This window comes from Pseudomonas sp. DTU_2021_1001937_2_SI_NGA_ILE_001, from assembly GCF_032463525.1.
In the GTDB taxonomy this organism is placed as follows: Bacteria; Pseudomonadota; Gammaproteobacteria; order Pseudomonadales; family Pseudomonadaceae; genus Aquipseudomonas.
Genome location: NZ_CP135971.1, coordinates 88,143 through 112,857 on the forward strand (window position 1 = coordinate 88,143; position 24,715 = coordinate 112,857).

The 24,715-nt window shown below is 62.7% G+C and carries 20 protein-coding genes and 1 pseudogene; 1 reads left to right on the plus strand and 20 read right to left on the minus strand.

Translation table 11 applies throughout. The annotated features are described in order from the left end of the window. Nucleotides 1-31: 31 nt before the first annotated feature. From nuoL to RRX38_RS00500, 20 genes are all read right to left on the minus strand, one after another. Nucleotides 32-1,882: an NADH-quinone oxidoreductase subunit L gene (nuoL, locus tag RRX38_RS00405; RefSeq protein WP_315961063.1), complete on the minus strand. Its 1,851-nt coding sequence runs from the start codon at nucleotides 1,880-1,882 to the stop codon at nucleotides 32-34. Next, the gene (gene nuoK, locus RRX38_RS00410) at nucleotides 1,879-2,187 is read right to left on the minus strand and encodes an NADH-quinone oxidoreductase subunit NuoK (RefSeq protein WP_056836985.1); all 309 of its coding nucleotides are present in this window, start codon (nucleotides 2,185-2,187) and stop codon (nucleotides 1,879-1,881) included. The genes nuoL and nuoK overlap by 4 nt, the downstream gene beginning before the upstream one ends. Further along, the gene (nuoJ, locus tag RRX38_RS00415; RefSeq protein WP_315961064.1) at nucleotides 2,184-2,699 is read right to left on the minus strand and encodes an NADH-quinone oxidoreductase subunit J; all 516 of its coding nucleotides are present in this window, start codon (nucleotides 2,697-2,699) and stop codon (nucleotides 2,184-2,186) included. Before nuoJ ends, nuoK begins: the two co-directional genes overlap by 4 nt. A gap of 10 nt (nucleotides 2,700-2,709) precedes the next feature. Next, on the minus strand, nucleotides 2,710-3,258 hold the full coding sequence (gene nuoI / locus RRX38_RS00420; RefSeq protein ID WP_315961065.1) for an NADH-quinone oxidoreductase subunit NuoI: 549 nt from the start codon (nucleotides 3,256-3,258) through the stop codon (nucleotides 2,710-2,712). 11 nt (nucleotides 3,259-3,269) lie between these two features. Continuing rightward, entirely contained in the window at nucleotides 3,270-4,277 is a 1,008-nt protein-coding gene (gene nuoH / locus RRX38_RS00425; RefSeq protein ID WP_315961066.1) for an NADH-quinone oxidoreductase subunit NuoH, read from the minus strand. Beyond that, nucleotides 4,274-6,997, minus strand: a complete 2,724-nt coding sequence (gene nuoG, locus RRX38_RS00430) for an NADH-quinone oxidoreductase subunit NuoG (RefSeq protein WP_315961067.1) — start codon at nucleotides 6,995-6,997, stop codon at nucleotides 4,274-4,276. The genes nuoH and nuoG overlap by 4 nt, the downstream gene beginning before the upstream one ends. Nucleotides 6,998-7,143: 146 nt before the next feature. Continuing rightward, entirely contained in the window at nucleotides 7,144-8,502 is a 1,359-nt protein-coding gene (nuoF, locus tag RRX38_RS00435; protein WP_295477760.1) for an NADH-quinone oxidoreductase subunit NuoF, read from the minus strand. Then, the gene (nuoE, locus tag RRX38_RS00440; RefSeq protein ID WP_295477757.1) at nucleotides 8,499-8,996 is read right to left on the minus strand and encodes an NADH-quinone oxidoreductase subunit NuoE; all 498 of its coding nucleotides are present in this window, start codon (nucleotides 8,994-8,996) and stop codon (nucleotides 8,499-8,501) included. The genes nuoF and nuoE overlap by 4 nt, the downstream gene beginning before the upstream one ends. A gap of 2 nt (nucleotides 8,997-8,998) precedes the next feature. Continuing rightward, on the minus strand, nucleotides 8,999-10,780 hold the full coding sequence (gene nuoC, locus RRX38_RS00445) for an NADH-quinone oxidoreductase subunit C/D (RefSeq protein ID WP_295477755.1): 1,782 nt from the start codon (nucleotides 10,778-10,780) through the stop codon (nucleotides 8,999-9,001). Between the two features lie 71 nt (nucleotides 10,781-10,851). Further along, on the minus strand, nucleotides 10,852-11,526 hold the full coding sequence (locus tag RRX38_RS00450; protein ID WP_295477752.1) for a NuoB/complex I 20 kDa subunit family protein: 675 nt from the start codon (nucleotides 11,524-11,526) through the stop codon (nucleotides 10,852-10,854). A gap of 10 nt (nucleotides 11,527-11,536) precedes the next feature. Beyond that, entirely contained in the window at nucleotides 11,537-11,950 is a 414-nt protein-coding gene (locus RRX38_RS00455; protein WP_295477749.1) for an NADH-quinone oxidoreductase subunit A, read from the minus strand. A 426-nt stretch (nucleotides 11,951-12,376) separates the two neighbouring features. Further along, a complete protein-coding gene (aceA, locus tag RRX38_RS00460; RefSeq protein ID WP_295477746.1) occupies nucleotides 12,377-13,702 on the minus strand; it encodes an isocitrate lyase in 1,326 nt (441 codons plus the stop codon). A gap of 575 nt (nucleotides 13,703-14,277) precedes the next feature. Beyond that, nucleotides 14,278-15,018 carry a secretin N-terminal domain-containing protein gene (locus tag RRX38_RS00465; protein ID WP_315961068.1) on the minus strand — a complete coding sequence of 247 codons (741 nt, stop codon included), beginning with the start codon at nucleotides 15,016-15,018 and terminating at the stop codon, nucleotides 14,278-14,280. A 148-nt stretch (nucleotides 15,019-15,166) separates the two neighbouring features. Further along, nucleotides 15,167-15,592 carry a GNAT family N-acetyltransferase gene (locus RRX38_RS00470; RefSeq protein ID WP_315961069.1) on the minus strand — a complete coding sequence of 142 codons (426 nt, stop codon included), beginning with the start codon at nucleotides 15,590-15,592 and terminating at the stop codon, nucleotides 15,167-15,169. Continuing rightward, the gene (locus tag RRX38_RS00475; RefSeq protein WP_315961070.1) at nucleotides 15,585-16,751 is read right to left on the minus strand and encodes a cupin domain-containing protein; all 1,167 of its coding nucleotides are present in this window, start codon (nucleotides 16,749-16,751) and stop codon (nucleotides 15,585-15,587) included. Before RRX38_RS00475 ends, RRX38_RS00470 begins: the two co-directional genes overlap by 8 nt. A gap of 81 nt (nucleotides 16,752-16,832) precedes the next feature. Further along, entirely contained in the window at nucleotides 16,833-18,203 is a 1,371-nt protein-coding gene (purB, locus tag RRX38_RS00480) for an adenylosuccinate lyase (protein ID WP_315961071.1), read from the minus strand. Between the two features lie 118 nt (nucleotides 18,204-18,321). Then, nucleotides 18,322-18,942 carry a high frequency lysogenization protein HflD gene (gene hflD, locus RRX38_RS00485; RefSeq protein WP_295477731.1) on the minus strand — a complete coding sequence of 207 codons (621 nt, stop codon included), beginning with the start codon at nucleotides 18,940-18,942 and terminating at the stop codon, nucleotides 18,322-18,324. Then, the gene (gene mnmA / locus RRX38_RS00490; RefSeq protein WP_315961072.1) at nucleotides 18,939-20,072 is read right to left on the minus strand and encodes a tRNA 2-thiouridine(34) synthase MnmA; all 1,134 of its coding nucleotides are present in this window, start codon (nucleotides 20,070-20,072) and stop codon (nucleotides 18,939-18,941) included. Before mnmA ends, hflD begins: the two co-directional genes overlap by 4 nt. A gap of 60 nt (nucleotides 20,073-20,132) precedes the next feature. Beyond that, nucleotides 20,133-20,579: an NUDIX hydrolase gene (locus RRX38_RS00495; protein ID WP_315961073.1), complete on the minus strand. Its 447-nt coding sequence runs from the start codon at nucleotides 20,577-20,579 to the stop codon at nucleotides 20,133-20,135. A 169-nt stretch (nucleotides 20,580-20,748) separates the two neighbouring features. Next, on the minus strand, nucleotides 20,749-22,974 hold the full coding sequence (locus RRX38_RS00500; RefSeq protein ID WP_315961074.1) for an NADP-dependent isocitrate dehydrogenase: 2,226 nt from the start codon (nucleotides 22,972-22,974) through the stop codon (nucleotides 20,749-20,751). A 456-nt stretch (nucleotides 22,975-23,430) separates the two neighbouring features. Here RRX38_RS00500 and icd point away from each other — a divergent pair. After that, nucleotides 23,431-24,686 (plus strand): annotated as a pseudogene (gene icd / locus RRX38_RS00505) (NADP-dependent isocitrate dehydrogenase). Nucleotides 24,687-24,715 lie beyond the last annotated feature (29 nt).

The following is a 24,715-nucleotide window of genomic DNA, read 5'->3' on the forward strand; positions in this document are numbered from 1 at the left end:
CAATTCCTTTCGCAAATTCGCAAGGTTCATGTCAGACCGCAACCAGGATGCCGCCCAGGACCAGAATGGCTCCGAAGGCGATCGAGGCTGCATACCAACGAAGCTGGCCGGTCTCGGTGCGGCTCATGGAGACATGACCCCCTTTGACCAGACGTGGGATCACACCAATGATGCGGTCGAACGGATCGCTGCGCAGCAGACGGCTGATCGCCAGGTAAGGCTTGACGAACAGCATGTCGTAGATCCAGTCGAAGCCCCACGCGGCGAACCACCAGGCCGAGAGCAGGCGGCCGATGCCGCTGTTGGCGATGGCAGTGGCCAGGGTGCGTTTGCCCAGGAACAGCAGCGCTGCCAGGACGATACCAGCGATGGCGATGGCGCCCGAGGCGATTTCCAGGCTGTGCTTGGCTTCGCCACCGGCATGGCCGACGCTCTGTGGCAGGACACCGGCCAGTGGCGGAGTGATCCAGGCGCCGACGAAGGTCGACAGCACGATCAGCACCGACAGCGGCAGCCAGTGGGAAATGCCATGGCCCGCATGCGCTTCGGTCTTGGCCTCGCCATGGAAGGCGATGAAGATCAGGCGGAAGGTGTAGATCGAAGTCATGAACGCACCCACCAGACCCGCGTACAGCAGGCCGGTGTGGCCGCTGGCGAAGGCTTCCCAGAGGATCTCGTCCTTGGAGTAGAAGCCGGCGGTCAACAGCGGCAGGGCGGCCAGGGCGGCACCACCGACGATGAAGCTGGCGTAGGCCAGTGGCAGTTTCTTCCACAGGCCGCCCATCTTGAAGATGTTCTGCTCGTGGTGGCAGGCGACGATCACCGCACCCGAGGCAAGGAACAGCAGGGCCTTGAAGAACGCGTGGGTCATCAGGTGGAAGATCGCGCCTTCCCAGGCGCCGACGCCCAGAGCCAGGAACATGTAGCCGATCTGGCTCATGGTCGAGTAGGCGAGGATGCGCTTGATGTCGGTCTGCACCAGCGCGGCGAAGCCAGCCAGTACCAGGGTCACGCCGCCGACGATGCCGACCAGGTGCAGAATGTCCGGCGCCAGGGCGAACAGGCCGTGGGTACGGGCGATCAGGTAAACGCCTGCGGTCACCATGGTAGCCGCGTGGATCAGCGCCGACACCGGGGTCGGGCCGGCCATCGCGTCCGCCAGCCAGGTCTGCAGCGGCAGCTGCGCCGACTTGCCCACCGCACCGCCGAGCAGCATCAGGGTGGCCAGGACGATCCAGAAGTCGCCGGCCTTGAAGTGCTCTGGGGCACGCACCAGCAGTTCCTGGATATTCAGGGTGCCGAGCTGCTGGAACAGGATGAACAGGCCGATGGCCATGAACACGTCACCGATACGGGTGACGATGAACGCCTTGAGGGCGGCATCGCCGTTCTTGCGGTGGCTGTAGTAGAAGCCGATCAGCAGATAGCTGCACAGGCCCACGCCTTCCCAACCGAAGTAGATGAACAGCAGGTTGTCCCCGAGAATCAGGAACAGCATGCTGGCGATGAACAGGTTGGTGTAGGAGAAGAAGCGCGAATAGCCCTCTTCACCGCGCATGTACCACGAGGCGAACAGGTGGATCAGGAAGCCAACGCCGACCACCACGCCCAGCATGGTGACCGACAGGCCATCCAGGTACAGGGCGAAGTTGGGGCTGAAGCCGTCCACGTCCATCCAGCGCCACAGCACCTGGGTGTAGTGGCCGCCTTCTGGGATGGTGGTGTTGAACTGCCAGATGATCCAGGCGGTCACGAGGGCCGACAGGCCCACCGAGCCGACGCCGATCAGCGCAGAAAGGTTTTCCGAGAGGCGTCCACGAGAGAACGACAGCAGCAGGAAACCGATCAGGGGGAATACGAAAGTCAGAAAGAGAAGGTTCATCCGCGCATCTCGCTGGCTGCATCGATATCGAGAGTGTGGAAGCGGCGATACAGCTGCATCAGGATCGCCAGGCCGATACTGGCCTCGGCGGCTGCCAGGCTGATCACCAGGATGAACATCACCTGTCCATCAGGCTGGCCCCAGCGGCTGCCGGCTACCACGAACGCCAGTGCGGCGGCGTTCATCATCACTTCCAGGCTCATCAGCACGAAGAGGATGTTGCGGCGCACCATCAGGCCGACCAGGCCCAGGCAGAACAGGACACCGGCGACTGCCAGGCCATGTTCGAGAGGAATAGCATTCATGGCTTGGCTCCTTCTTCCTTGTTGTCGCTACGACCCAGGTGGAATGCGGTCACGGCAGCGGCCAGCAGGAGCATCGAGGCCAGCTCGACCACCAGCAGGTAAGGACCGAACAGGCTGACACCGACGGCCTTGGCGTCCACGGTGGTGTGGCCCAGGCTGGCGCCGGTAGGGTTGGCGAACAGCACGTAGAGCAGTTCGAACAGCAGCATGCCGCCGAGGAACACCGGGCCCGCCCAGATACCAGGCTTGAACCAGGTGCGTTCCTGCTGCACCGAGGCCGGGCCGAGGTTGAGCATCATGACCACGAAGACGAACAGGACCATGATCGCGCCAGCGTAGGCGATGATCTCCAGTACACCGGCGAACGGCGCGCCGAGGCTGAAGAAGGTCATGGCCACGGCGATCAGCGAGATGATCAGGTAGAGCAGGGCATGCACGGGATTGGTGTTCGTGATGACCCGCAGGGTCGACACGACAGCAATGCCGGATGCGAAGTAGAAAGCGAATTCCATCTGTACTTCCTTATGGCAGCAAGCTCTTCACGTTGATCGGCTCGGCTTCGTTCTGCGCGGTGCCTTTCGGCTTGCCGGAGATCGCCATGCCGGCAACGCGATAGAAGTTATAGTCGGGGTTCTTGCCGGGGCCGGAAATCAGCAGGTCTTCTTTCTCGTACACCAGGTCCTGACGTTTGAAGTCGGCCATTTCGAAATCCGGCGTGAGCTGGATCGCGGTGGTCGGGCAGGCTTCCTCGCACAGGCCGCAGAAGATGCAGCGCGAGAAGTTGATGCGGAAGAACTCGGGATACCAGCGGCCGTCCTCGGCTTCGGTCTTCTGCAGCGAGATGCAGCCGACCGGGCAGGCCACGGCGCACAGGTTGCAGGCCACGCAGCGCTCTTCGCCGTCGGGGTCGCGGGTCAGAACGATGCGGCCACGGTAGCGCGGCGCCAGGTAAACCGGCTCTTCCGGATATTGCAGGGTGTCGCGCTTGCGGAAGCCATGGCCGAAGATCATCACCAGGCTGCGCAGCTGGGTACCCGTACCCTTAACGATGTCGCCAATATATTTGAACATGGGTCAGTACCTCACTGAACCGAGCCTGCCGGCGTGTTGAGCAACACGATCGCGGCAGTCACCAGCAGATTGATCAGGGTCAGCGGCAGGCAGAATTTCCAGCTGAAATCCATCACCTGGTCATAGCGCGGACGCGGGATGGACGCGCGCAGCAGGATGAACAGCATGATGAAGAAGGCGGTTTTCAGCGCAAACCACAGGAAAGGCACCTGCGGCAGCAGGTCGAATGGACCGTGCCAGCCACCGAAGAACAGGGTCACCAGCAGCGCCGACACCAGCACGATGCCGATGTATTCGCCGACGAAGAACATGCCCCATTTCATGCCGGCATACTCGATGTGGTAACCGTCGGCCAGTTCCTGCTCGGCCTCGGGCTGGTCGAACGGGTGACGGTGAGTCACGGCGACGCCCGCGATGAAGAAGGTGCAGAAGCCGAAGAACTGCGGAATGATGAACCACAGGTTCTGAGCCTGATATTCGACGATGTCGCGCATGTTGAACGAACCGGCCTGGACCACCACGCCCATCAGCGCCAGGCCCATGAACACTTCGTACGACACGGTTTGCGCCGAGGCCCGCAGGCTGCCCAGCAGGGCGTACTTGTTGTTGCTCGACCAACCGGCGAACAGCACCGCGTAGACCGACAGGCCAGCCATGGCGAAGAAGAACAGCAGGCCGATGTTCAGGTCCGCCACGCCCCAGGTCGGGGTGATCGGGATGACCACGAAGGAGATCAGCAGGGCGCTCATGGCCACCACCGGCGCCAGGGTGAAGATCACCTTGTCGGCGAACGGCGGCATCCAGTCTTCCTTGAAGAACATCTTCAGCATGTCCGCAGCGATCTGGAACATGCCGAACGGGCCGACCCGGTTCGGACCATAGCGGTCCTGCCACCAGCCCAGCAGGCGTCGTTCGACGAAGCTGAGCAGGGCGCCGCAGACCACTACGGCGAGCAGGATGACGATGGCCTTGAGGACCGCGATGATCACATCGATCACTTCAGGGGTGAACCAGCTCATTGCGCTGCCTCCTGCAGACCGTCAACGGGTTTGCCGGAGAACGCCGGCGGAATGCCTGCCAGGCCGACCGGCAGGGCGACCAGGCCAGCGCCCAGTTCTTCATCGATGCGCAGCGGCAGGCGCAGGGCCTTGCCCGCCACGTTCAGCGACAGCAACGCGCCTTCGTTGACGCCCAGGCGGTCAGCTTCGGCTTTGGCGAGGGCGACGTAGGCTTGTGGGATGCGTTCCTGCACCGGTGCGGCCTTGGCGCTGTTCTCTTCACTGCCGAACAGGTGGTGAACCGGAACGGCCTGCCAAGTGCCCTGGGCTGGAGCGAAGGCGCGTGGCACAGTGGCGAACCAGTTCAGGCGATCACCGCTGCTTTCGATCAGGCGTACGCCCGGGTCGCCGGCACGCAGGTGGCCACCGACTTCGTCCTGGAACTTGTTCCAGGCCTGTGGCGAGTTCCAGCCCGGCGACCAGGCGAACGGCACCTGCTGGCGAGGCTCGGCAGAGCCCGAATAGCCTTCCATCGAGAACGAGAACGCGGTGTCCTGGTCTTGCGGGGTGCGCGGTTCGTGCACGCTGATGTTGGCGCGCATGGCGGTCCGGCCGCTGTAACGCAGTGGCTCACGGGCCAGCTTCAGGCCCTTGATGCGGAACGACGCGGAAGGCGCGGCATCGACGATGCTGGCCAGGCGTGGGCTGGCGGCGGCGCAGGCTGCGGTGGCCTGGTCCAGCTGGGTCCAGTCGACGGCCTGGCCGAGCAGGGTGGAACGCAGGGCGTGCAGCCAGCGCCAGCCTTCGTGGATCAGGATGCTGGCGTCCAGGTAGGTTGGGTCGAAGACCTGGAAGAAGCGCTGGGCGCGGCCTTCCTGGCTGACCAGGGTACCGTCGCCTTCGGCGAAGCTGGCCGCCGGCAGCACCAGGTGGGCGCGGTCGGTGGTGGCAGTCTTCTGGTGGTCGGCGACGATCACCACCTTGGCGGCGTTCAGTGCGGCATCGACCAGGGCGGCATCGGTACGGGTGTAGAGGTCGTTCTCCAGCACCACGATGGCATCGGCTTCGCCGGAGACTACGCGCTGCAGGGCGGCGTCTACCGAGTCGCCACCGAGCAGGGCCAGGCCCATGCTGTTGGCTTCCGGCACCACCAGGCTCAGCGAGCCTGCTTTTTCGCGCAGCTTGAGCGCCTTGGCGATGTTGGCAGCGGCCTCGATCATGGCCTTGGAGCCCAGCGAACCACCGGAGATGACCAGCGGACGCTTGGCGGCCAACAGGGCGTCGGCGATGCGCTGCACCAGTTCGCGCGCTTCGCTGTCCAGACCTTCGACGGCCGGGGCGCTGGCATCGATGGCATGCGCCACGGCGAAGCCCAGGCGGGCCAGGTCATCCGGCGCGGCATGCACGCATTCTTCGGCCACGTCGTCCAGGCGGGTTTCAGCCAGGCTGGCGATGAACAGCGGGTTCAGCTCATGCTGGGCGATGTTGCGCACTGCAGCGTCGAGCCATGGCTGGACCTTCATCGCGGCAGCCATGTCGCGGGCCTTGCCCTTGACCGCCTGACGTACGGCCAGCGCCATACGGGCAGCGGTCTGGGTGAGGTCTTCACCGAGGACGAAGACCGCGTCGTGATCTTCGATGTCGCGCATGTTCGGAATCGGCAGCGGGCTGTCAGACAGCACCTGGGCGGCCAGGCGTACGCGCTCCAGTTCACCGGCTTCGATACCGCTGTAGAAGTAGTCGTTGCCGACCAGCTCGCGCAGCGCATGGTTGCCTTCGAGGCTGGCGCGTGGAGAGCCGATACCGACGATGGTCCGGCCACGCAGCAGGTCGGCGGCGGTGTCCAGCGCCTCGTCCAGGCTCAGCTTGACCTGGCTGCCCGCCTTGTTCAGCAGCGGCTGGCGTGGGCGGTCGGTGCGGTTGACGTAGCCATAGCCGAAGCGGCCACGGTCGCACAGGAAGTACTGGTTCACCGAACCGTTGAAGCGGTTCTCGATGCGGCGCAGCTCGCCGTAGCGCTCGCCGGGGCTGATGTTGCAGCCACTGGAGCAGCCGTGGCAGATGCTCGGGGCGAACTGCATGTCCCACTTGCGGTTGTAGCGCTCGGAGTGGGTCTTGTCGGTGAACACACCGGTCGGGCAGACCTCGGTCAGGTTGCCGGAGAACTCGCTCTCCAGCACGCCGTCCTCGACGCGGCCGAAGTACACGTTGTCGTGTGCACCGTAGACGCCCAGGTCGGTACCACCGGCGTAGTCCTTGTAGTAGCGCACGCAGCGGTAGCAGGCGATGCAGCGGTTCATCTCGTGTGCGATGAACGGCCCCAGGTCCTGGTTCTGGTGTGTACGCTTGGTGAAGCGATAACGGCGCTCGTTGTGGCCGGTCATCACCGTCATGTCCTGCAGGTGGCAGTGACCGCCTTCCTCGCACACCGGGCAGTCGTGCGGGTGGTTGGTCATCAGCCATTCCACGACACTGGCGCGGAAGGCCTTGGACTCTTCATCGTCGATGGAGATCCAGGTGTTGTCGGTGGCAGGGGTCATGCAGGACATGACGATACGACCACGGGTGTCGTTCTCGTCGTTGTACTGCTTGACCGCGCACTGGCGACAGGCACCGACGCTGCCAAGCGCGGGGTGCCAGCAGAAGTAAGGGATGTCGAGGCCCAGTGACAGACAAGCCTGCAGCAGGTTGTCCGCACCGTTGACTTCGAGCGCTTTGCCGTCTACGTGGATAGTGGCCATGGTTCAAAGTTCTTCGTTGGCCCGTTGTCAGCGGGCGTGGCTAATGGAATCCGGTGGTACCCGCTTCGCACGGCCCCTGTCGTGACAGGGGCGGCGTCAGCCGGTACGGGTCGGTAATGCGGGGCATTACCGACCGGTCAGTCTTTTTATGCCCCGACGCTGGTCGGGATCTTGCCGGGGATGGGCAGGCCCGCGCTGGATGGCGCGACGCCGGCCTCGAATTCCGACCTGAAGTATTTGATCGCGCTGCCCAGTGGCTCGACGGCGCCCGGTGCGTGGGCGCAGAAGGTGCGGCCAGGGCCGAGGAAGTTGACCAGACCCAGCAGGGTCTCGATGTCCTCGGCACGCCCCTGGCCTTTCTCCAGGGCGCGGAGCATCTTCACGCTCCACGGCAGGCCGTCGCGGCATGGAGTGCAGAAGCCACAGGATTCCTGGGCGAAGAACTCTTCCATGTTGCGCAGCAGCGAAACCATGTTGACCTTGTCATCGACCGCCATGGCAAGGCCGGTACCCATACGCGTGCCGACCTTGGCGATGCCGCCGGCGTACATCTGCGCATCCAGGTGCTCCGGGAGCAGGAAGCCGGTACCGGCGCCGCCAGGCTGCCAGCACTTGAGCTTGAAGCCGTCGCGCATGCCACCGGCGTAGTCTTCGAACAGCTCGCGGGCGGTCACGCCGAACGGCAGTTCCCACAGGCCGGGGTTCTTGACCTTGCCGGAGAAGCCCATCAGCTTGGTGCCGTGGTCTTCGCTGCCTTCACGGGCCAGCGACTTGTACCAGTCGTTGCCGTTGTTGACGATGGCCGGCACGTTGCACAGCGTCTCGACGTTGTTCACGCAGGTCGGCTTGCCCCACACGCCGACGGCGGCAGGGAAGGGCGGCTTGGAGCGCGGGTTGGCGCGGCGACCTTCCAGGGAGTTGATCAGTGCGGTTTCTTCACCGCAGATGTAGCGCCCCGCACCGGTGTGGACGAACAGCTCGAAGTCGAAGCCGCTGCCCAGGATGTTCTTGCCCAGCAGGCCGGCGGCCTTGGCTTCCTCGACCGCACGGTTGAGGTGGCGGGCCGCGGTGACGTATTCGCCGCGCAGGAAGATGTAGCCGCGGTAGGCTTTCAGCGCACGGGCGCTGATCAGCATGCCTTCGATCAGCAGATGGGGCAGTTGCTCCATCAGCATGCGGTCTTTCCAAGTGTTGGGTTCCATCTCGTCCGCGTTGCACAGCAGGTAGCGGATGTTCAGGGACTCGTCCTTGGGCATCAGGCCCCACTTCACCCCGGTGGGGAAGCCGGCGCCGCCACGGCCCTTGAGGCCGGAGTCCTTGACGGACTGCACGATGTCGTCGGGCGACTGCTGGGTCAGGGCCTTGCGTGCGGCCGCGTAGCCGTCCTTTTGCTGGTATTCGTCGAGCCATACCGGCTCGCCGTCGTCACGCAGGCGCCAGGTCAGCGGATGAGTTTCGGCCGTGCGCGTGATGCGGTTGGCCGGGCCGAAGGAAGTCAGGGTCATGAGTAAGCCTCCAGCATCTTGGCAACGCCACCGGGTTCGACGTTGCCGAAGGTGTCGTCGTCGACCATCACGGCCGGCGCCTTGTCGCAGTTGCCCAGGCAGCACACCGGCAGCAGGGTGAAGCGGCCGTCGGCGGTGGTCTGGCCCAGGCCGATGCCCAGGGAGCTCTTGATCTCTTCGACGATCGATTCGTGGCCGCCGATGAAGCACACCATGCTGTTGCATACGCGGATGATGTGGCGACCGACCGGCTGGCGGAAGATCTGGCTGTAGAAGGTGGCTACGCCTTCGACATCGCTGGCCGGGATACCCAGGACCTCGCTGATGGCGTAGATGGCGCCGTCCGGCACCCAGCCACGCTCTTTCTGGACGATCTTCAGGGCTTCGATGGACGCCGCGCGCGGGTCCTCGTAGTGATGCATCTCGTGCTCGATGGCCGAGCGCTCGGTTTCGCTGAGAACGAAACGGTCTGTCTGGATAAGTGGGCTGTTCATGCTTAGCGGTCCACGTCGGCCATAACGAAGTCGATACTACCCAGGTACGCAATGAGGTCCGCGACCATGCTGCCGCGGATCACCGAAGGGATCTGCTGCAGGTGCGGATAGCTCGGAGTGCGGATCCGGGTACGGTAGCTCATGGTGCCGCCGTCGCTCGTCAGGTAATAGCTGTTGATACCCTTGGTCGCTTCGATCATCTGCAGGGATTCGTTGGCCGGCATGACCGGGCCCCAGGAAACCTGCAGGAAGTGGGTGATCAAGGTTTCGATGTGCTGCAGGGTGCGCTCCTTCGGTGGCGGCGTGGTCAGCGGGTGATCCGCCTTGTACGGCCCCTCGGGCATGTTGCGCAGGCACTGGTCGATGATGCGGATACTCTGGCGCATCTCCTCGACGCGGACCATGCAGCGGTCGTAGGCGTCGCCGTTATGACCCAGCGGAACCTCGAATTCGAAGTTCTCGTAGCCGGAGTACGGACGCGCCTTGCGCAGGTCGAAATCGCAGCCGGTGGAACGCAGGCCGGCACCCGTGACGCCCCATTCCAGGGCTTCCTTGGTGTTGTAGGCGGCAACGCCGATGGTACGGCCCTTGAGGATGCTGTTCTTCAGTGCCGCCGTGGTGTACTCGTCGAGGCGCTTTGGCAGCCATTCGACGAAGTCCTTGACCAGCTTCTCCCAGCCGCGTGGCAGGTCGTGAGCCACGCCACCGATGCGGTACCAGGCCGGGTGCAGGCGGAAACCGGTGATCGCCTCGATCACGGTGTAGGCACGCTGACGGTCGGTGAAGGTAAAGAACACCGGGGTCATGGCGCCGACGTCCTGGATGTAGGTACCCAGGAACAGCAGGTGGCTGGTGATGCGGAAGAACTCGGCCATCATCACGCGGATGGTGTTGACGCGGTCCGGCACCTTGATGCCAGCCAGCTTCTCGACCGCCAGCACGTAGGGCAGGTTGTTCATCACCCCGCCCAGGTAGTCGATGCGATCGGTGTAGGGGATGTAGCTGTGCCAGGACTGACGCTCGCCCATCTTCTCGGCGCCGCGGTGGTGATAGCCGATGTCCGGTACGCAGTCGACGATCTCTTCACCGTCGAGCTGCAGGACGATACGGAAGGCACCGTGCGCAGAAGGGTGGTTGGGGCCGAGGTTGAGGAACATGTAGTCCTCGTTCGCGCCCGAGCGCTTCATGCCCCAGTCTTCTGGGTTGAAGCGTGCGGCTTCTTCCTCGAGCTGCTGTTTGGCGAGGTTGAGGCTGAACGGGTCGAATTCGGTGGCGCGGGCCGGGAAGTCCTTGCGCAGCGGGTGACCTTCCCAGGTCGGCGGCATCATGATGCGCGACAGGTGCGGGTGGCCCGGGAAGTCGATGCCGAACATGTCCCAGACTTCGCGTTCGTACCAGTTGGCGTTCGGCCAGATGCCGGTCACGGTAGGTACGCTGAGGTCGCTTTCGGACAGCGCGACCTTGATCATTACGTCACTATTACGCTCGATCGACATCAGGTGGTAGAACACCGTGAAATCGGCACCGGGCAGGCCGCGACGATGGGTGCGCAGGCGTTCGTCCACACCATGCAGGTCGTAGAGCATGGAGTAGGGCTTGGCGACGTTGCGCAGGAAAGTCAGTACTTCGATCAGCCGGGCGCGCTCGACCCACAGCACCGGCATGCCGGTGCGGGTCGACTGAGCCGTGAAGGCCTCGGCGCCGAAGCGGGAATTCAGTTCGTTGACGACATCTTGGTCGTCAGCCTTGTACGGCGGGATGTACAGAGCGGTGTCTGCAGTCATAGGTCTCGATCACTTCGGTCAACGTACAGAGTCGACCCCGTTCTTGCCTTGTTGCGGCCGAACGGGGCGTATCAGACTTCGTCGGGGCTGCGCAGGTTGGTGACCTGAATGCGCTGTTCGCGGCGCTCCACCTTGGTCGACGGCATTTCGGCACGGTAGATGCCTTGATCGCCGACGACCCAGGAAAGCGGGCGCCGCTCCTTGCCGATGGATTCCTGCAGCAGCATCAGGCCTTGCAGGAACGCTTCGGGGCGGGGCGGGCAGCCGGGCACGTAGACGTCCACAGGGAGGAACTTGTCCACGCCCTGCACCACGGAGTAGATGTCGTACATGCCGCCGGAGTTAGCGCACGAGCCCATGGAAATGACCCACTTGGGTTCGAGCATTTGCTCGTAGAGACGCTGGATGATCGGAGCCATCTTGATGAAGCAGGTGCCGGCGATGACCATGAAGTCCGCCTGACGCGGCGATGCCCGGATAACCTCGGCGCCAAAGCGCGCGATGTCGTGGGGCGCCGTGAAGGCGGTGGTCATTTCCACATAGCAGCACGACAGGCCGAAGTTATACGGCCACAGGGAGTTCTTGCGACCCCAGTTGACGGCGTTGCTGAGAACATCTTCGAGCTTGCCCATGAAGATGTTCTTGTGGACCTGGTCCTCGAGAGGGTCGGCTACGGTTTTACGTTCGCCGATTGGATACTGCTCGTTAGGAGCATCCGGGTCGATCCTGGTGAGATTGTATTGCATTGCCAAAGCCTCATTGTTTTAGCTTCGCCTGCCGGTTACGGCGACCTTCGGGTGCCCAATCGAGCGCCCCCACCCGCCACAGGTAGACAAGACCAGCCAACAGAATTGCTATGAAAACGAGAGCTTCGACAAAGCCGGCCCAGCCGCTTTCGCGGACGGACACAGACCAGGCAAAGAGAAAGAGGGCTTCGATATCGAAGATCACGAACAGCATCGCGACCAGATAGAATTTTGCGGAGAGTCGCAGGCGTGCGCTGCCGGTAGGCAGCATGCCGGACTCGAAAGGTTCGTTCTTGCTGCGGCCCCAGGCACGGCTGCCGAGGAGGCTGGACAGACCCAGCATGAAGGCACAGAGGCCGACGACGCCCAAAAGGAAGATGGCGAAGCCCCAGTTGTGGGCAATCAGACCGGTCGATTCGGACATGCTGGCAATCCTTAGTCAGAGTACGGAGACTCTGAGTTTGAAATTTTTGGAGAAATGTAGGCAGTGACGAAATGTCGCAGCGAAATCAATAAAAGCGATTTTATGTGCAAACAGATGGCAAGTAAATTTTCTACATAAAAATTATTCGACCGGTTGGTCGTACAAAACCCTCTCAGCCCGCCGCAGCCCACGTAAACCGTGCATCTCCAGCGTTTTGGTCAAGTATTCTTCTTTCTTGGAAAAACAAAAACAGAAAACGATAATGATAATTGATTTCATTCGTTAGTCTGTTTCATTCGTGCGCGTGAGGATGTTGATACGCTTACTGTGACACAAGTAGCATCTTTCGTGTGACGTTACTTGTCTGGAGTCAATAGAGAGGTAACTAAACAAGCCGCCCCCAAGGGGCGGCCTGTCGTGGCGTTGTCAGTGGAACTGTTCCTGCTCGGTCGAGCCGGTCAGCGCGGTCACCGACGAACTGCCGCCCTGAATCACCGTGGTCATGTCGTCGAAGTAGCCGGTACCGACTTCTTGCTGGTGCGCCACGAAGGTATAGCCCTTGGCGGCATCGGCGAACTCCTGTTCCTGCAGCTTTACATAGGCCGTCATGTCGTTGCGGGCGTAGTCGTGCGCCAGGCTGAACATGCCGTGCCACATGTTATGGATGCCGGCCAGGGTGATGAACTGGTGCTTGTAGCCCATGGCGGACAACTCGCGCTGGAACTTGGCGATCGTGGCATCGTCGAGGTTCTTCTTCCAGTTGAACGATGGCGAGCAGTTGTACGACAGCAGCTGGTCCGGGTATTCCTTCTTGATCGCCTCGGCGAAGCGACGCGCCTCGTCGAGGTCGGGCTTGGCGGTCTCGCACCAGATCAGGTCGGCGTAGGGCGCGTAGGCCAGGCCGCGGGCAATGGCCTGGTCGAGGCCGGCACGCACTTTGTAGAAGCCCTCCTGGGTGCGTGCGCCGGTGACGAACGGCTGGTCATAGGGGTCGCAGTCGGAGGTCAGCAGGTCGGCCGCGTTGGCATCGGTACGCGCCAGGATGATGGTCGGCACACCAGCGACGTCGGCGGCCAGCCGAGCAGCGACCAGTTTCTGCACCGCCTCCTGAGTGGGCACCAGCACCTTGCCGCCCATGTGCCCGCATTTCTTCACCGAGGCGAGCTGGTCTTCGAAGTGGACACCCGCAGCGCCGGCCTCGATCATGCTTTTCATCAGTTCATAGGCATTGAGCACGCCGCCGAAGCCGGCTTCGGCGTCAGCCACGATGGGCGCGAAATAGTCGATATAGCCCTCATCACCCGGGTTCTTGCCGGCTTTCCACTGAATCTGGTCGGCACGGCTGAAGGCGTTGTTGATCCGGCGCACCACGGTGGGTACGGAGTCGACCGGATACAGCGACTGGTCGGGATACATGGACTCGGCCGAGTTGTTGTCGGCGGCCACTTGCCAGCCGGACAGATAGATGGCCTGAATGCCGGCTTTCACCTGCTGCACGGCCTGGCCACCGGTCAGGGCGCCCATGCAGTTGACGAAGTCCTTGTCGGGGCGGAAAGACGGGCGGGCACCCTGGGTGACCAGCTTCCACAACTTTTCTGCACCCATCTTCGCGAAGGTGTGTTCCGGTTGAACCGAGCCACGCAGGCGGACGACATCAGCAGCAGAGTAGGTTCGGGTCACGTTTTTCCAGCGCGGATTTTCAGCCCAGTCTTTTTCGAGAGCCGCTATTTGTTGTTCGCGTGTCAGTGCCATGTTGATAAACCTCATTTCCTGGGTTTTACAGGGGGTGAAACGCTGCGCCCATGGCGCCCGGCGTTTCCGCGACCTGATGCGGTTGGAGTGTCCTGCTCCGCCAAAACGCCTCGTTTATCGAAGGCACTCTCAATGGCTGCTCACTGATCGGTGAAACGTGCGGCGAACCGCGTGTGCGTCGGATTGCGACGGATGAACGAATGGCTCGTGGTGACGAGCGGGCTTGGGCGTGTTCGCGGTTGCATGCACCTGTGTTGCGCGGCGCTTGGTCCACTACATTTTCGCCTGACTGCCGAACAGGGCTACCGTCCCTCGGGACAACTTCGTTCCAGTCGCAATCTCGTCAGGCCGCCTTTTGGGCGATCAGGACACGCAACGTCCCTGGCGGTGGTGCAGGGCACGCTGCGGAGGCATTGCACAGGCCTCTGATCAGCGGGAGCGAGGCCATCATGCCGTGGGCTTTTAGGGGCGTCAAACGTTTTGTAGTGAATATTTCAGTCCACTACATCTTTGGTCTAATACGACCGGCGAGTCACGAAAAGGCCCGTGGGTTCGGAGTTTGCGGGTGGTCCCCGTCAGTCCAGGGTTTCCACCTTGACGCGCAGCAGCATGTCGTCACGACCCTGGGTGGAGTAGTACTGGGCGTTGCCCTGATGGTCGGCGATGGACTGGCTGCTGTTGCTCGCCACGGTGATCCATTCGCCCAGTCGACCGCTGACCTTGCTGTCGGTGCTCTGCACCTTAATGGTATCCGGACGTTCCTGGCTCAGTCGGTCGCGATTGGTGCTGATGCTCAGGTGTACGATGTCGCCGGTCACGCTGGCGGTGACATAGAAGCCCTGGGTGACGTTGCGGTACTGGGTTTCGCTTTGTGAATAGCCGTAGCTGTCAGTGCGCGAGGTGGTCAGCGGCACGCTTTGGCCGACCTGGATCAGGGCGGGGCTGCCTTCGCTGGTCTGCACCTGCTGAACGCCGCCTTCGCGGCTCGCGGTGCCGTAGTTGATGACCCGCCCGCGATTGACACCGTTGCCGCTCTGGGCGGCGTTATCGCTGGTGTCGACGCTGATCAGCAAGCGTCGGGCGGCGACATCGAGCTGGCTCAGCAGGGCGCGCAACTCCTCGATGCGGCGTGACTCGGCGGTAACGATCAACTGGTTGCCGTAGGCCTTGACCGAGCCATCCTGGCCGATGAAGTCGCGGGCCACAGGCAGCATTTCGTCGCTGGTGCGGTAGTTCAGCGGTACCACTTCGGTGGCTGCCAGGGCATTGGCACTCAAGGCCAGCAGCAGCGAGGTCAGCAGGGGGCGTACTAACATGTCCTTTCTCCGCAAGGTCCGTGCGCAAGCCCTGAGTGTGCCACTTTGCCTGCCAATAGCAAAACGCCCTGGTGATCGGCATCACCAGGGCGTTCATGGGCTGATGGAGCAGCATCAGCTGCGAAAAGTATCCCGGCTCAAGTGGTGGCTAGCCCACTTCGCGCAGCATGTCGACATGGGGTAGGCCGGCCTCGAGGAACTCGTCGCTGACCACGCGAAAACCGAACCGCTCATAGAACGGCGCGGCATGCACCTGGGCGCTCAGCTTCTGTTGCTTGAGGCCGCGTTTCTCGGCTTCCGCCAGGACACTGCCAAGCAGCGCCTCGCCGACCTTCATGCCGCGCCAGTCCTTGAGCACCGACAGGCGTCCGATCTCGCCATCGGGCAGTAGGCGTGCCGTTCCGATCGGGTAGTCACCCTCGCAGGCCAGGAAGTGCACCGCCTCCGAATCCTCGGCATCCCATTCCAGCTCCGGCGGCACCGACTGTTCAGCGACGAAGACACTGTCGCGGATACGCCGGATCGCGGCGTTTTCCTTTTGCCAGTCAGCAACCGATACGCTGATGTTATTCATCGGCAAATCCCAGGCTTCCCTGTTTGATCAGTTCGCAAACCAGCGTGCGGCCGTCTTCATCGGCCAGCCATGGGCCGAGGTTCTCGATGTGCAGGGCATCGGCCGCGCAAATCAGCTTCAGCAGTTCACGCAGCTTGCCCGGCAGCAGGCGGCTCTGGCCACTGGCAAAAAGTAGCAGGTCGTCATCGACGTTCGACCAGGCCAGGCGCGCGCTGGGGTTACGGATAATGATGGCACCTTGCTCCAGGCTGTCCAGCAAATCGGCTTCTTCCAGTTCTTCGCCGCTGACCAGTTCCGGGTAGCGTGGCTCGGTCATGAACTGGCCGAACCAGGTCAGCAGCAGGCGCTCGTCGCCCATATGCTCGGCGAGCAGGCCCTTGAGACGGTCCAGCGCGTCATGCTGGATCTGGTGCGGGTCGGCGGCTGGCTCCAGGCCGGCGTCCGTGTAGCGCTCTTCGTCAGGAATGAACTGGCTGAGGAAGTCGGTGAAGTGAGTCAGCACTTCGGCTGCGCTCGGCGCGCGGAAGCCCACCGAGTAGGTCAGGCAGTCATCTTCGGCCACGCCCCAGTGGGCCAGGCGCGGTGGCAGGTAGAGCATGTCGCCCGGCTCCAGCACCCACTCTTCGCTGCCTTCGAACTCGGCCAGGATGCGCAGGTCGGCGTGCTTGATCAGCGCGCTGTCGGAGTCGCACATCTGGCCGATCTTCCAGCGGCGCTTGCCGTGGCCTTGCAGCAGGAACACATCGTAGTTGTCGAAGTGCGGGCCGACGCTGCCGCCAGGCGCGGCGTAGCTGATCATCACGTCATCGATGCGCCAGCTGGGCAGGAAGCGGAAGTGCTCCAGCAGTTCGGCGACTTCCGGCACGAACTGGTCGACCGACTGCACCAGCAGGGTCCAGTCGCGCTCTGGCAGCTTGGTGAACTCGTCCTCGGCGAACGGGCCGCGGCGCAGTTCCCAGGGGCGCTCGCCATTTTCGATGACCAGGCGCGACTCGACTTCTTCTTCCAACGCCAGGCCGGCCAGTTCGTCGGGCTCGATGGGACTCTGGAAATCAGCGATGGCCTGGCGGATCAGCAGGGGTTTCTTCTGCCAGTAGTCGCGAAGGAAGGTACGTGCGCTTATGCCGCCGAGAAGTTGCAGAGGTGTATCAGGATTCATGTTCAACCCATTGAAATATGGTGATTTTGGTTCGCGAATAAAAACGCCCGGCTGGGCCGGGCGTTGTTCGCTGGGCGCAGGTCAGATGCGTTTGGCCTGAGCCACGGCATTACCGATGTAGTTGGCTGGAGTAAGCTGCTTGAGCTCGGCCTTGGCTTGTGCCGGCATGTCCAGGCCATCGATGAAGGTCAGCAGTGCTTCAGGGCTGATGCCCTTGCCACGGGTCAGCTCCTTGAGCTTCTCGTAGGGGTTCTCGATGTTGTAGCGACGCATGACGGTCTGGATCGGCTCGGCGAGGACTTCCCAGCAGGCGTCCAGGTCGGCGGCGATGCGCTGTTCGTTCAGCTCCAGCTTGCCGATACCCTTGAGGCTGGCTTCGTAGGCGATGACGCTGTGGGCAAAGCCCACGCCCAGGTTGCGCAGCACGGTGGAGTCGGTCAGGTCGCGCTGCCAGCGGGAGATCGGCAGCTTGCTGGCCAGATGCTGGAACAGGGCGTTGGCGATACCCAGGTTGCCTTCGGAGTTCTCGAAGTCGATCGGGTTGACCTTGTGCGGCATGGTCGAAGAGCCGATCTCGCCCGCGATGGTCTTCTGCTTGAAGTAACCTAGGGAGATGTAGCCCCAGATATCGCGGTCGAAGTCGATGAGGATGGTGTTGAAGCGCGCAATGGCGTCGAACAGCTCGGCGATGTAGTCGTGCGGCTCGATCTGCGTGGTGTAGGGGTTGAACACCAGGCCCAGCTCGTCTTCGATGAAGGTGCGTGCGTTGGCTTCCCAGTCGATGTCCGGATAGGCCGACAGGTGGGCGTTGTAGTTGCCTACGGCGCCGTTGATCTTGCCCAGCAGTGGCACGGCTGCGACCTGGGCGATCTGCCGCTCCAGGCGGTAGACGACGTTGGCCAGTTCCTTGCCCAGGGTGGTCGGCGAAGCGGGCTGGCCGTGGGTGCGCGACAGCATTGGCACGCCGGCGAAGCGCTGTGCCAGTTCACGGATGGCGTCAGCGATCTGGCGCATCAGCGGCAGCACGACCTGGTCGCGGCCTTCGCGCAGCATCAGGGCGTGGGACAGGTTGTTGATGTCTTCGCTGGTGCAGGCGAAGTGGATGAACTCACTGACCTTGTTCAGTTCAGGCAGCTTGGTGGCCTGCTCCTTGAGCAGGTATTCCACGGCTTTTACGTCGTGGTTGGTGGTGCGCTCGATTTCCTTGACGCGTTCGGCGTGCTCGATCGAGAAGTCGCTGGCCAGGGTGTCGAGAATCGCGTTGGCTTCGGCGGAGAAGGCCGGGACTTCGGCGATCTGCGGGTGAGCGGCCAGGCGTTGCAGCCAGCGTACTTCCACCATGACGCGGAAACGGATCAGGCCGTACTCGCTGAAGATGGGGCGCAGGGCCTGGGTTTTGCCGGCATAGCGGCCGTCTACAGGGGAAACCGCGGTGAGCGAAGAAAGCTGCATGGGGTGCTCTCGGACAGTCTGGCTGTGAAAAGGGCGCACATCATACACGAAAACGCCGCTCGTCTGGAGCGGACTGACCAGCGTAGAGTGCGTCGCGGGGGAGTGGATGCGCGGCGCTTCAGCCGTGCATCAGGGTATAGAGTTCATTCAGCAGCTTGCGGCGGCTGAACACCAGCTGCCAGCGGTGACCGCCAACTTGTCGCCATAGGCGTGCCGAGCGGATACCGGCGAGCAGCAGGCCGCGAATGCGCGACGCGTTGCTGGGTTGCTGCAGGTTGCGCATGTCGCCGTGCACCTGGATGCGCTGGCGCAGGGTGCTCAGGGTGTCCTGATAGAGGGCGCCGGTAGCGGCGATGACGTTCTCGTGGGTGATGCCGAAATGCTCCACCTGCGACTGGATCTGCGGCAGGCGCCGGCCGATCACTTCGAGCATGTCGTCACGTTTGGCCAGCTGGCGCTCCAGGCCGAGCATCGCCAGGGCATAGCGCAGCGGCTCGCGCTGCAGCGTGCCGGGGTCACGCTCCAGGGCGCTGGCCAGGGCGCGGTAGCCTTCGCGCAGGTGCTGGTCGTTGCCGCCATACACATCCAGGGTGTCCTTGGGGTTGAGCACCAGCAGGCTGCCCAGCATGCAGCCCAGGTCCGCTTCGGCCACCTGGCCGGTCTTGGCGATACGGTCGACCAGCACGGCGGTCTGAAAGACACCGCCCAGAGCGGTCAGTTGTTCCTGCATGCGGTTCATCGCGCCATATCCTTGCTGCTCCAGGGTTCGGCCACTTCGATCACGCCGCCACCCAGGCAGATTTCGCCGTCGTAGAACACCACCGACTGGCCCGGGGTCACGGCGCGCTGCGGCTCGTCGAACACGGCGCGGTAGCCGTCCGCCGTCTGTTCCAGGGTGCAGGCCTGGTCAGCCTGGCGGTAGCGGACCTTGGCGGTCAGGCGGCGCGGGGTGGAAAGGTCGACGGGGTTGACCCAGAAGATCTGCGAGGCCAGCAACGCACGGGAGAACAGCCAAGGATGGTCGTTGCCTTGGCCGACGATCAGTTCATTGTGTTCCAGGTCCTTTTCCAGGACGTACCACGGCTCGTCACCGGCGTCCTTGAGGCCGCCGATGCCCAGGCCCTGACGCTGGCCGATGGTGTGGTACATCAGTCCGGCGTGACGGCCGATGACTTCGCCCTCGGTGGTCTTGATCTCGCCGGGTTGGGCGGGCAGGTACTGTCGCAGGAAATCGGTGAAGCGACGCTCGCCGATGAAGCAGATACCCGTGGAGTCTTTCTTGCGGGCAGTGGCCAGGCCGTGCTTCTCGGCAATGGCGCGCACTTGCGGCTTTTCCAGTTCGCCAACGGGGAACAGCGTGCGGGCGATCTGTTCGCCGCCGACGGCATGCAGGAAGTAGCTCTGGTCCTTGTTGGGGTCCAGGCCCTTGAGCAGTTCGCTGCGCCCGTCGACGTCACGGCGGCGCACGTAATGGCCGGTGGCGATCAGGTCAGCGCCCAGGCTCAGGGCGTAGTCGAGGAACGCCTTGAACTTGATTTCCCGGTTGCAGAGGATGTCCGGGTTGGGCGTGCGGCCAGCCTTGTATTCTTCCAGGAAGTGTTCGAAGACGTTGTCCCAGTATTCGGCGGCGAAGTTGGCGGTGTGCAGCTTGATGCCGATACGGTCGCACACGGCCTGGGCGTCGGCCAGGTCTTCCTTGGCGGTGCAGTATTCGGTGCCGTCGTCTTCTTCCCAGTTCTTCATGAACAGGCCTTCCACCTGATAACCCTGCTCCAGCAGCAGGACGGCGGAAACGGAAGAGTCCACGCCGCCGGACATGCCGACGATGACGCGTGGTTTATCTGTGTTCGCAAGGGTGGAATCGGGCATGGGGTATTCGACAGCTATGGTGAAAAGGACGCGATTCTATCAGGCCAGCGCTTTGTCGTCTCACGCCTTGTCGCGCAGCAGCTCGAGACTGAAGCGTTCGCCGTGCAGGTAGTCATCCACACAGCGCAGTACCAGTTCGCTGCGCCAGCGTGGGCGTTGCTCCAGCAGTTCATCGCGGGTCAGCCAGCGTGGGCCGATGATCCCATCGTCAAGTCGGGCCTCCGGGTGATGGCGCAAGGCCTTGGCGGCAAAGCAGATGCGCTGGTAAGTCACGCCGTTGCTCGGGGCGGTGTACAGGTAAATGCCGACCACGCCGGTGAGTTCGACGTCCCAGCCGGTCTCTTCGAGGGTTTCGCGCACCGCGGCACGCTGCAGGCTTTCGTTCGGGTCCAGGTGGCCAGCGGGCTGGTTGAGGACCGGTTGGCCGTTCTGCAGTTCCTCGACGAACAGGAAGCGTCCCTGGTCTTCGACAAGGGTGGCGACAGTTACATGGGCATGCCAGGTCATGGAGGAAGCCTTATGGAAATGATGAGCACTATATGGCGCCGCCAGTGGCCAGTTGCAAGAGCGGGGCGCACTGGCGCGTCAAAGCCAATGCCGGGCCGTTCGGAATATGGGTCCTGAAACGAAAAACCCCAGCCAGAGGGCCGGGGTCTTCGTGTTGCAGTGTTTCGCCTTACAGCGCAGCGATGGCCGCGTTGAGGGTGGCGCTAGGGCGCATGGCCTTGCTGGCCAGTTCCGGCTTGGCGAAGTAGTAGCCGCCGATTTCCACCGGCTTGCCTTGCACCGCGCCCAGCTCGGCAACGATCTTCTCTTCGTTGTCGGTCAGGGTCTTGGCCAGCGGGGCGAACTGCGCCTTGAGGGCCGCATCTTCGTCCTGGGCAGCCAGGGCCTGGGCCCAGAACAGGGTCAGGTAGAAGTGGCTGCCACGGTTGTCGATACCACCAACCTTGCGCGATGGCGACTTGTTACGGTCGAGGAACTCGCCGGTGGCCTGGTCCAGGGTCTTGGACAGTACCAGGGCCTTCGGATTGTTGTAGGCGTGACCCAGGTGCTCCAGGGAGGCGGCCAGGGCCAGGAATTCGCCCAGCGAGTCCCAGCGCAGGAAGTTCTCTTCGACGAACTGCTGCACGTGCTTGGGTGCCGAACCGCCAGCGCCGGTTTCGAACAGGCCACCGCCGTTCATCAGCGGCACGATGGACAGCATCTTGGCGCTGGTGCCCAGTTCCATGATCGGGAACAGGTCGGTCAGGTAGTCGCGCAGCACGTTACCGGTGGCCGAGATGGTGTCCTTGCCGGCGCGGGTGCGCTCCAGGGTGGCCTTCATGGCGTCGACAGGCTTGAGGATCTGGATGTCCAGGCCCGAGGTATCGTGGTCGCCCAGGTATTTCTTGACCTTGTCGATCACCAGTGCGTCGTGGCCGCGAGCGGAGTCCAGCCAGAAGATGACCGGGGTGTTGCTGGCGCGGGAACGGTTGACGGCCAGCTTGACCCAGTCCTGGATCGGGGCGTCTTTGGTCTGGCACATGCGGAAGATATCGCCTGTCTCGACGTTCTGCTCCAGCAGGACTTCACCCTTGCTGTTGGTGACGCGGACCACGCCGTCGGCCTTGGCCTGGAAGGTCTTGTCGTGAGAGCCGTATTCTTCGGCCTTCTGCGCCATCAGGCCGACGTTCGGTACGCTGCCCATTGTGGTTGGGTCAAAGGCGCCGTGCTTCTTGCAGTCTTCGATCACGGCCTGGTAGATGGTCGCGTAGCAGCGATCCGGGATCACGGCCTTGGCATCGTGCAGCTGGCCATCGGTGCCCCACATCTTGCCCGAGTCACGGATCATGGCTGGCATCGAGGCGTCGACGATCACGTCGCTCGGCACGTGCAGGTTGGTGATGCCCTTGTCGGAGTTGACCATCGCCAGTTGTGGGCGAGCGGCGTAGACGGCCTGGATGTCAGCCTTGATTTCTTCCTGCTTGGCAGCTGGCAGGTTGCCCAGGCGGTTGTACAGGTCGCCGATGCCGTTGTTCAGGTCGAAGCCGATTTCCTTGAGCACGTCGGCGTGCTTGGTCAGGGCGTCCTGATAGAACTCCTCGACGATCTGGCCGAAGATGATCGGGTCGGAGATTTTCATCATGGTGGCTTTCAGGTGCACCGAGAACAGCACGCCTTGCTGCTTGGCATCGGCGATTTCGGCGGCGATGAAGCTGCGCAGGGCTTTCTTGCTCAGCACCGAGCTGTCGATGATCTCACCCGCCTTGACGGCAGTTTTCTCTTTCAGGACGGTGGTGGTGCCGTCCTTGGCGATCATTTCGATCTTCAGGGTGTCGTCGGCGGCGATCAGCGCGCCTTTCTCGCTACCGTAGAAATCGCCACCGCTCATGTGGGCGACATGGGCCTTGGAGTCGGCAGTCCAGACACCCATCTTGTGCGGGTGCTTGCGCGCGTAGTTCTTGACCGACAGCGGGGCGCGGCGGTCGGAGTTGCCTTCACGCAGAACCGGGTTCACAGCGCTGCCTTTGACCTTGTCGTAGCGCGCGCGGGCGTCTTTCTCGGCGTCGGTGGCAGGGTTTTCCGGGTAGTCTGGAATGGCGTAGCCCTGGTCCTGCAGCTCTTTGATGGTTGCCTTCAGCTGAGGAACCGAGGCGCTGATGTTAGGCAGCTTGATGATGTTGGCTTCTGGCGTGGTGGCCAGTTTGCCCAGCTCGGCAAGATGATCCGGGATGCGCTGGTCGGCGTTCAGCGACTCAGGGAAGCTGGCCAGCACGCGACCTGCCAGGGAAATGTCACGGGTCTCGACGTCGATGTCGGAAGAGGCCGTGAACGCTTCGATGATAGGCAGGAGGGAGTAGGTGGCGAGGGCCGGAGCTTCGTCGGTGAAGGTGTAGATGATCTTCGAGCGGTTGGACATTCGTATTAACTCTCTGTTTTGCTGAGCATGCACAAGATCCCGAGGTGCGCCGGGCGGGCGCTTTACCCGCGTCAGTGTCGCGGGCCGGGGCGGGATTGATTCGCGGTGATGGTGGGTGCATCAGTCGAGCGTCAAGCAATTGGGCACCATGCGGCCCAACGCAATTGGGGCGGGCGTCGCGTATTCGCATGCCTCGGCCCCTCTGACCGGAGTCTCATGACTCTGCAGTCACGCCGGAGTATACCAAACCCTGAAACGCAAGCATTAATGCTATGCGGCGATTTGGCGCATGCCAATACCTTCGTGGTTGAAAGCAAGCGCGCTGGATCAACGCTTGCGGCGATTTTTGCAAAAGTTCCCCGATGCCGTCCAACGCCTGGGTTTGTGAGGCCGCGCCGACCTGACTAGGCTCAATGGCGGTCAGGCTGTCCAGGCATACACGCATTGGAGCTCAGCATGAAATACACGAAGATAACCCCGCCCGGGTTCGGCGAGCGGATCACCGCCAACCCGGATCACAGCCTCAAGGTTCCCGATCAACCCATCATTCCTTATATAGAAGGCGACGGCATCGGCGTGGATATCACGCCGGTCATGTGCAAGGTCGTGGATGCCGCCGTGGCCAAGGCCTACGGCGGACAGCGACGGATCGCCTGGATGGAGGTCTACGCCGGCGAGAAGGCCACCCGCATCTACGATCCCGACAGCTGGCTGCCGAGCGAGACGCTGGAGGCGCTGAGGCATCACCTGGTATCCATCAAGGGCCCGTTGACCACCCCGGTCGGCGGCGGCATCCGCTCGTTGAACGTCGCCCTGCGCCAGCAGCTCGACCTTTATGTGTGTCTGCGTCCGGTGCGCTGGTTCACCGGGGTGCCGAGCCCGGTGAAGGCGCCGGAAGCGGTGGATATGGTGATCTTTCGCGAAAACGCCGAGGACATCTACGCGGGCATCGAATGGCCGGCGGGGTCGGCGCAGGCCGGGCGGGTGATCCGTTTTCTGAAGCAAGACATGGGCGTCACCTCGTTGCGCTTCGAGGAGGATTGCGGCATCGGTATCAAGCCTGTCTCGCGCGAGGGTACCCGCCGCCTGGTACGCAAGGCGCTGCGCTACGTGGTGGAGGAGGATCGTCGCTCGCTGACCATCGTCCACAAGGGCAACATCATGAAGTTCACCGAAGGAGCCTTCAAGGAATGGGCTTATGAGCTGGCGGTCGAGGAGTTCGGCGCAACCCTACTGGATGGCGGGCCGTGGATGCGCTTCGTCAACCCGAAGACGGGTAGGGAGGTGGTGGTCAAGGATGTAATCGCCGATGCCATGTTGCAGCAGGTGCTTTTGCGTCCGGCGGATTACGACGTGATTGCCACCCTCAACCTCAATGGTGATTACCTCTCTGATGCGCTGGCGGCGCAGGTGGGGGGTATTGGCATTGCCCCGGGCGCCAATCTGTCGGATCAGGTGGCGATGTTCGAAGCGACCCATGGCACGGCGCCGCGTTATGCGGGCAAGGATCAGGTCAATCCAGGGTCATTGATTCTCTCGGCGGAAATGCTGCTGCGTCACCTCGGATGGGGGAAGCGGCCCGGCGGGTATTGCAGGGGGTGGAGGGGGCGATTGCCGCGAAAGCCGTTACCTATGATTTCGCGCGCTTGATGCCTGACGCACGGCAGGTGTCCTGCTCTGGCTTCGGTGAAGAGGTGATCGCGAGGATGTAGCGAGGAGGGTCTTCCGAACGGCCGGTTCG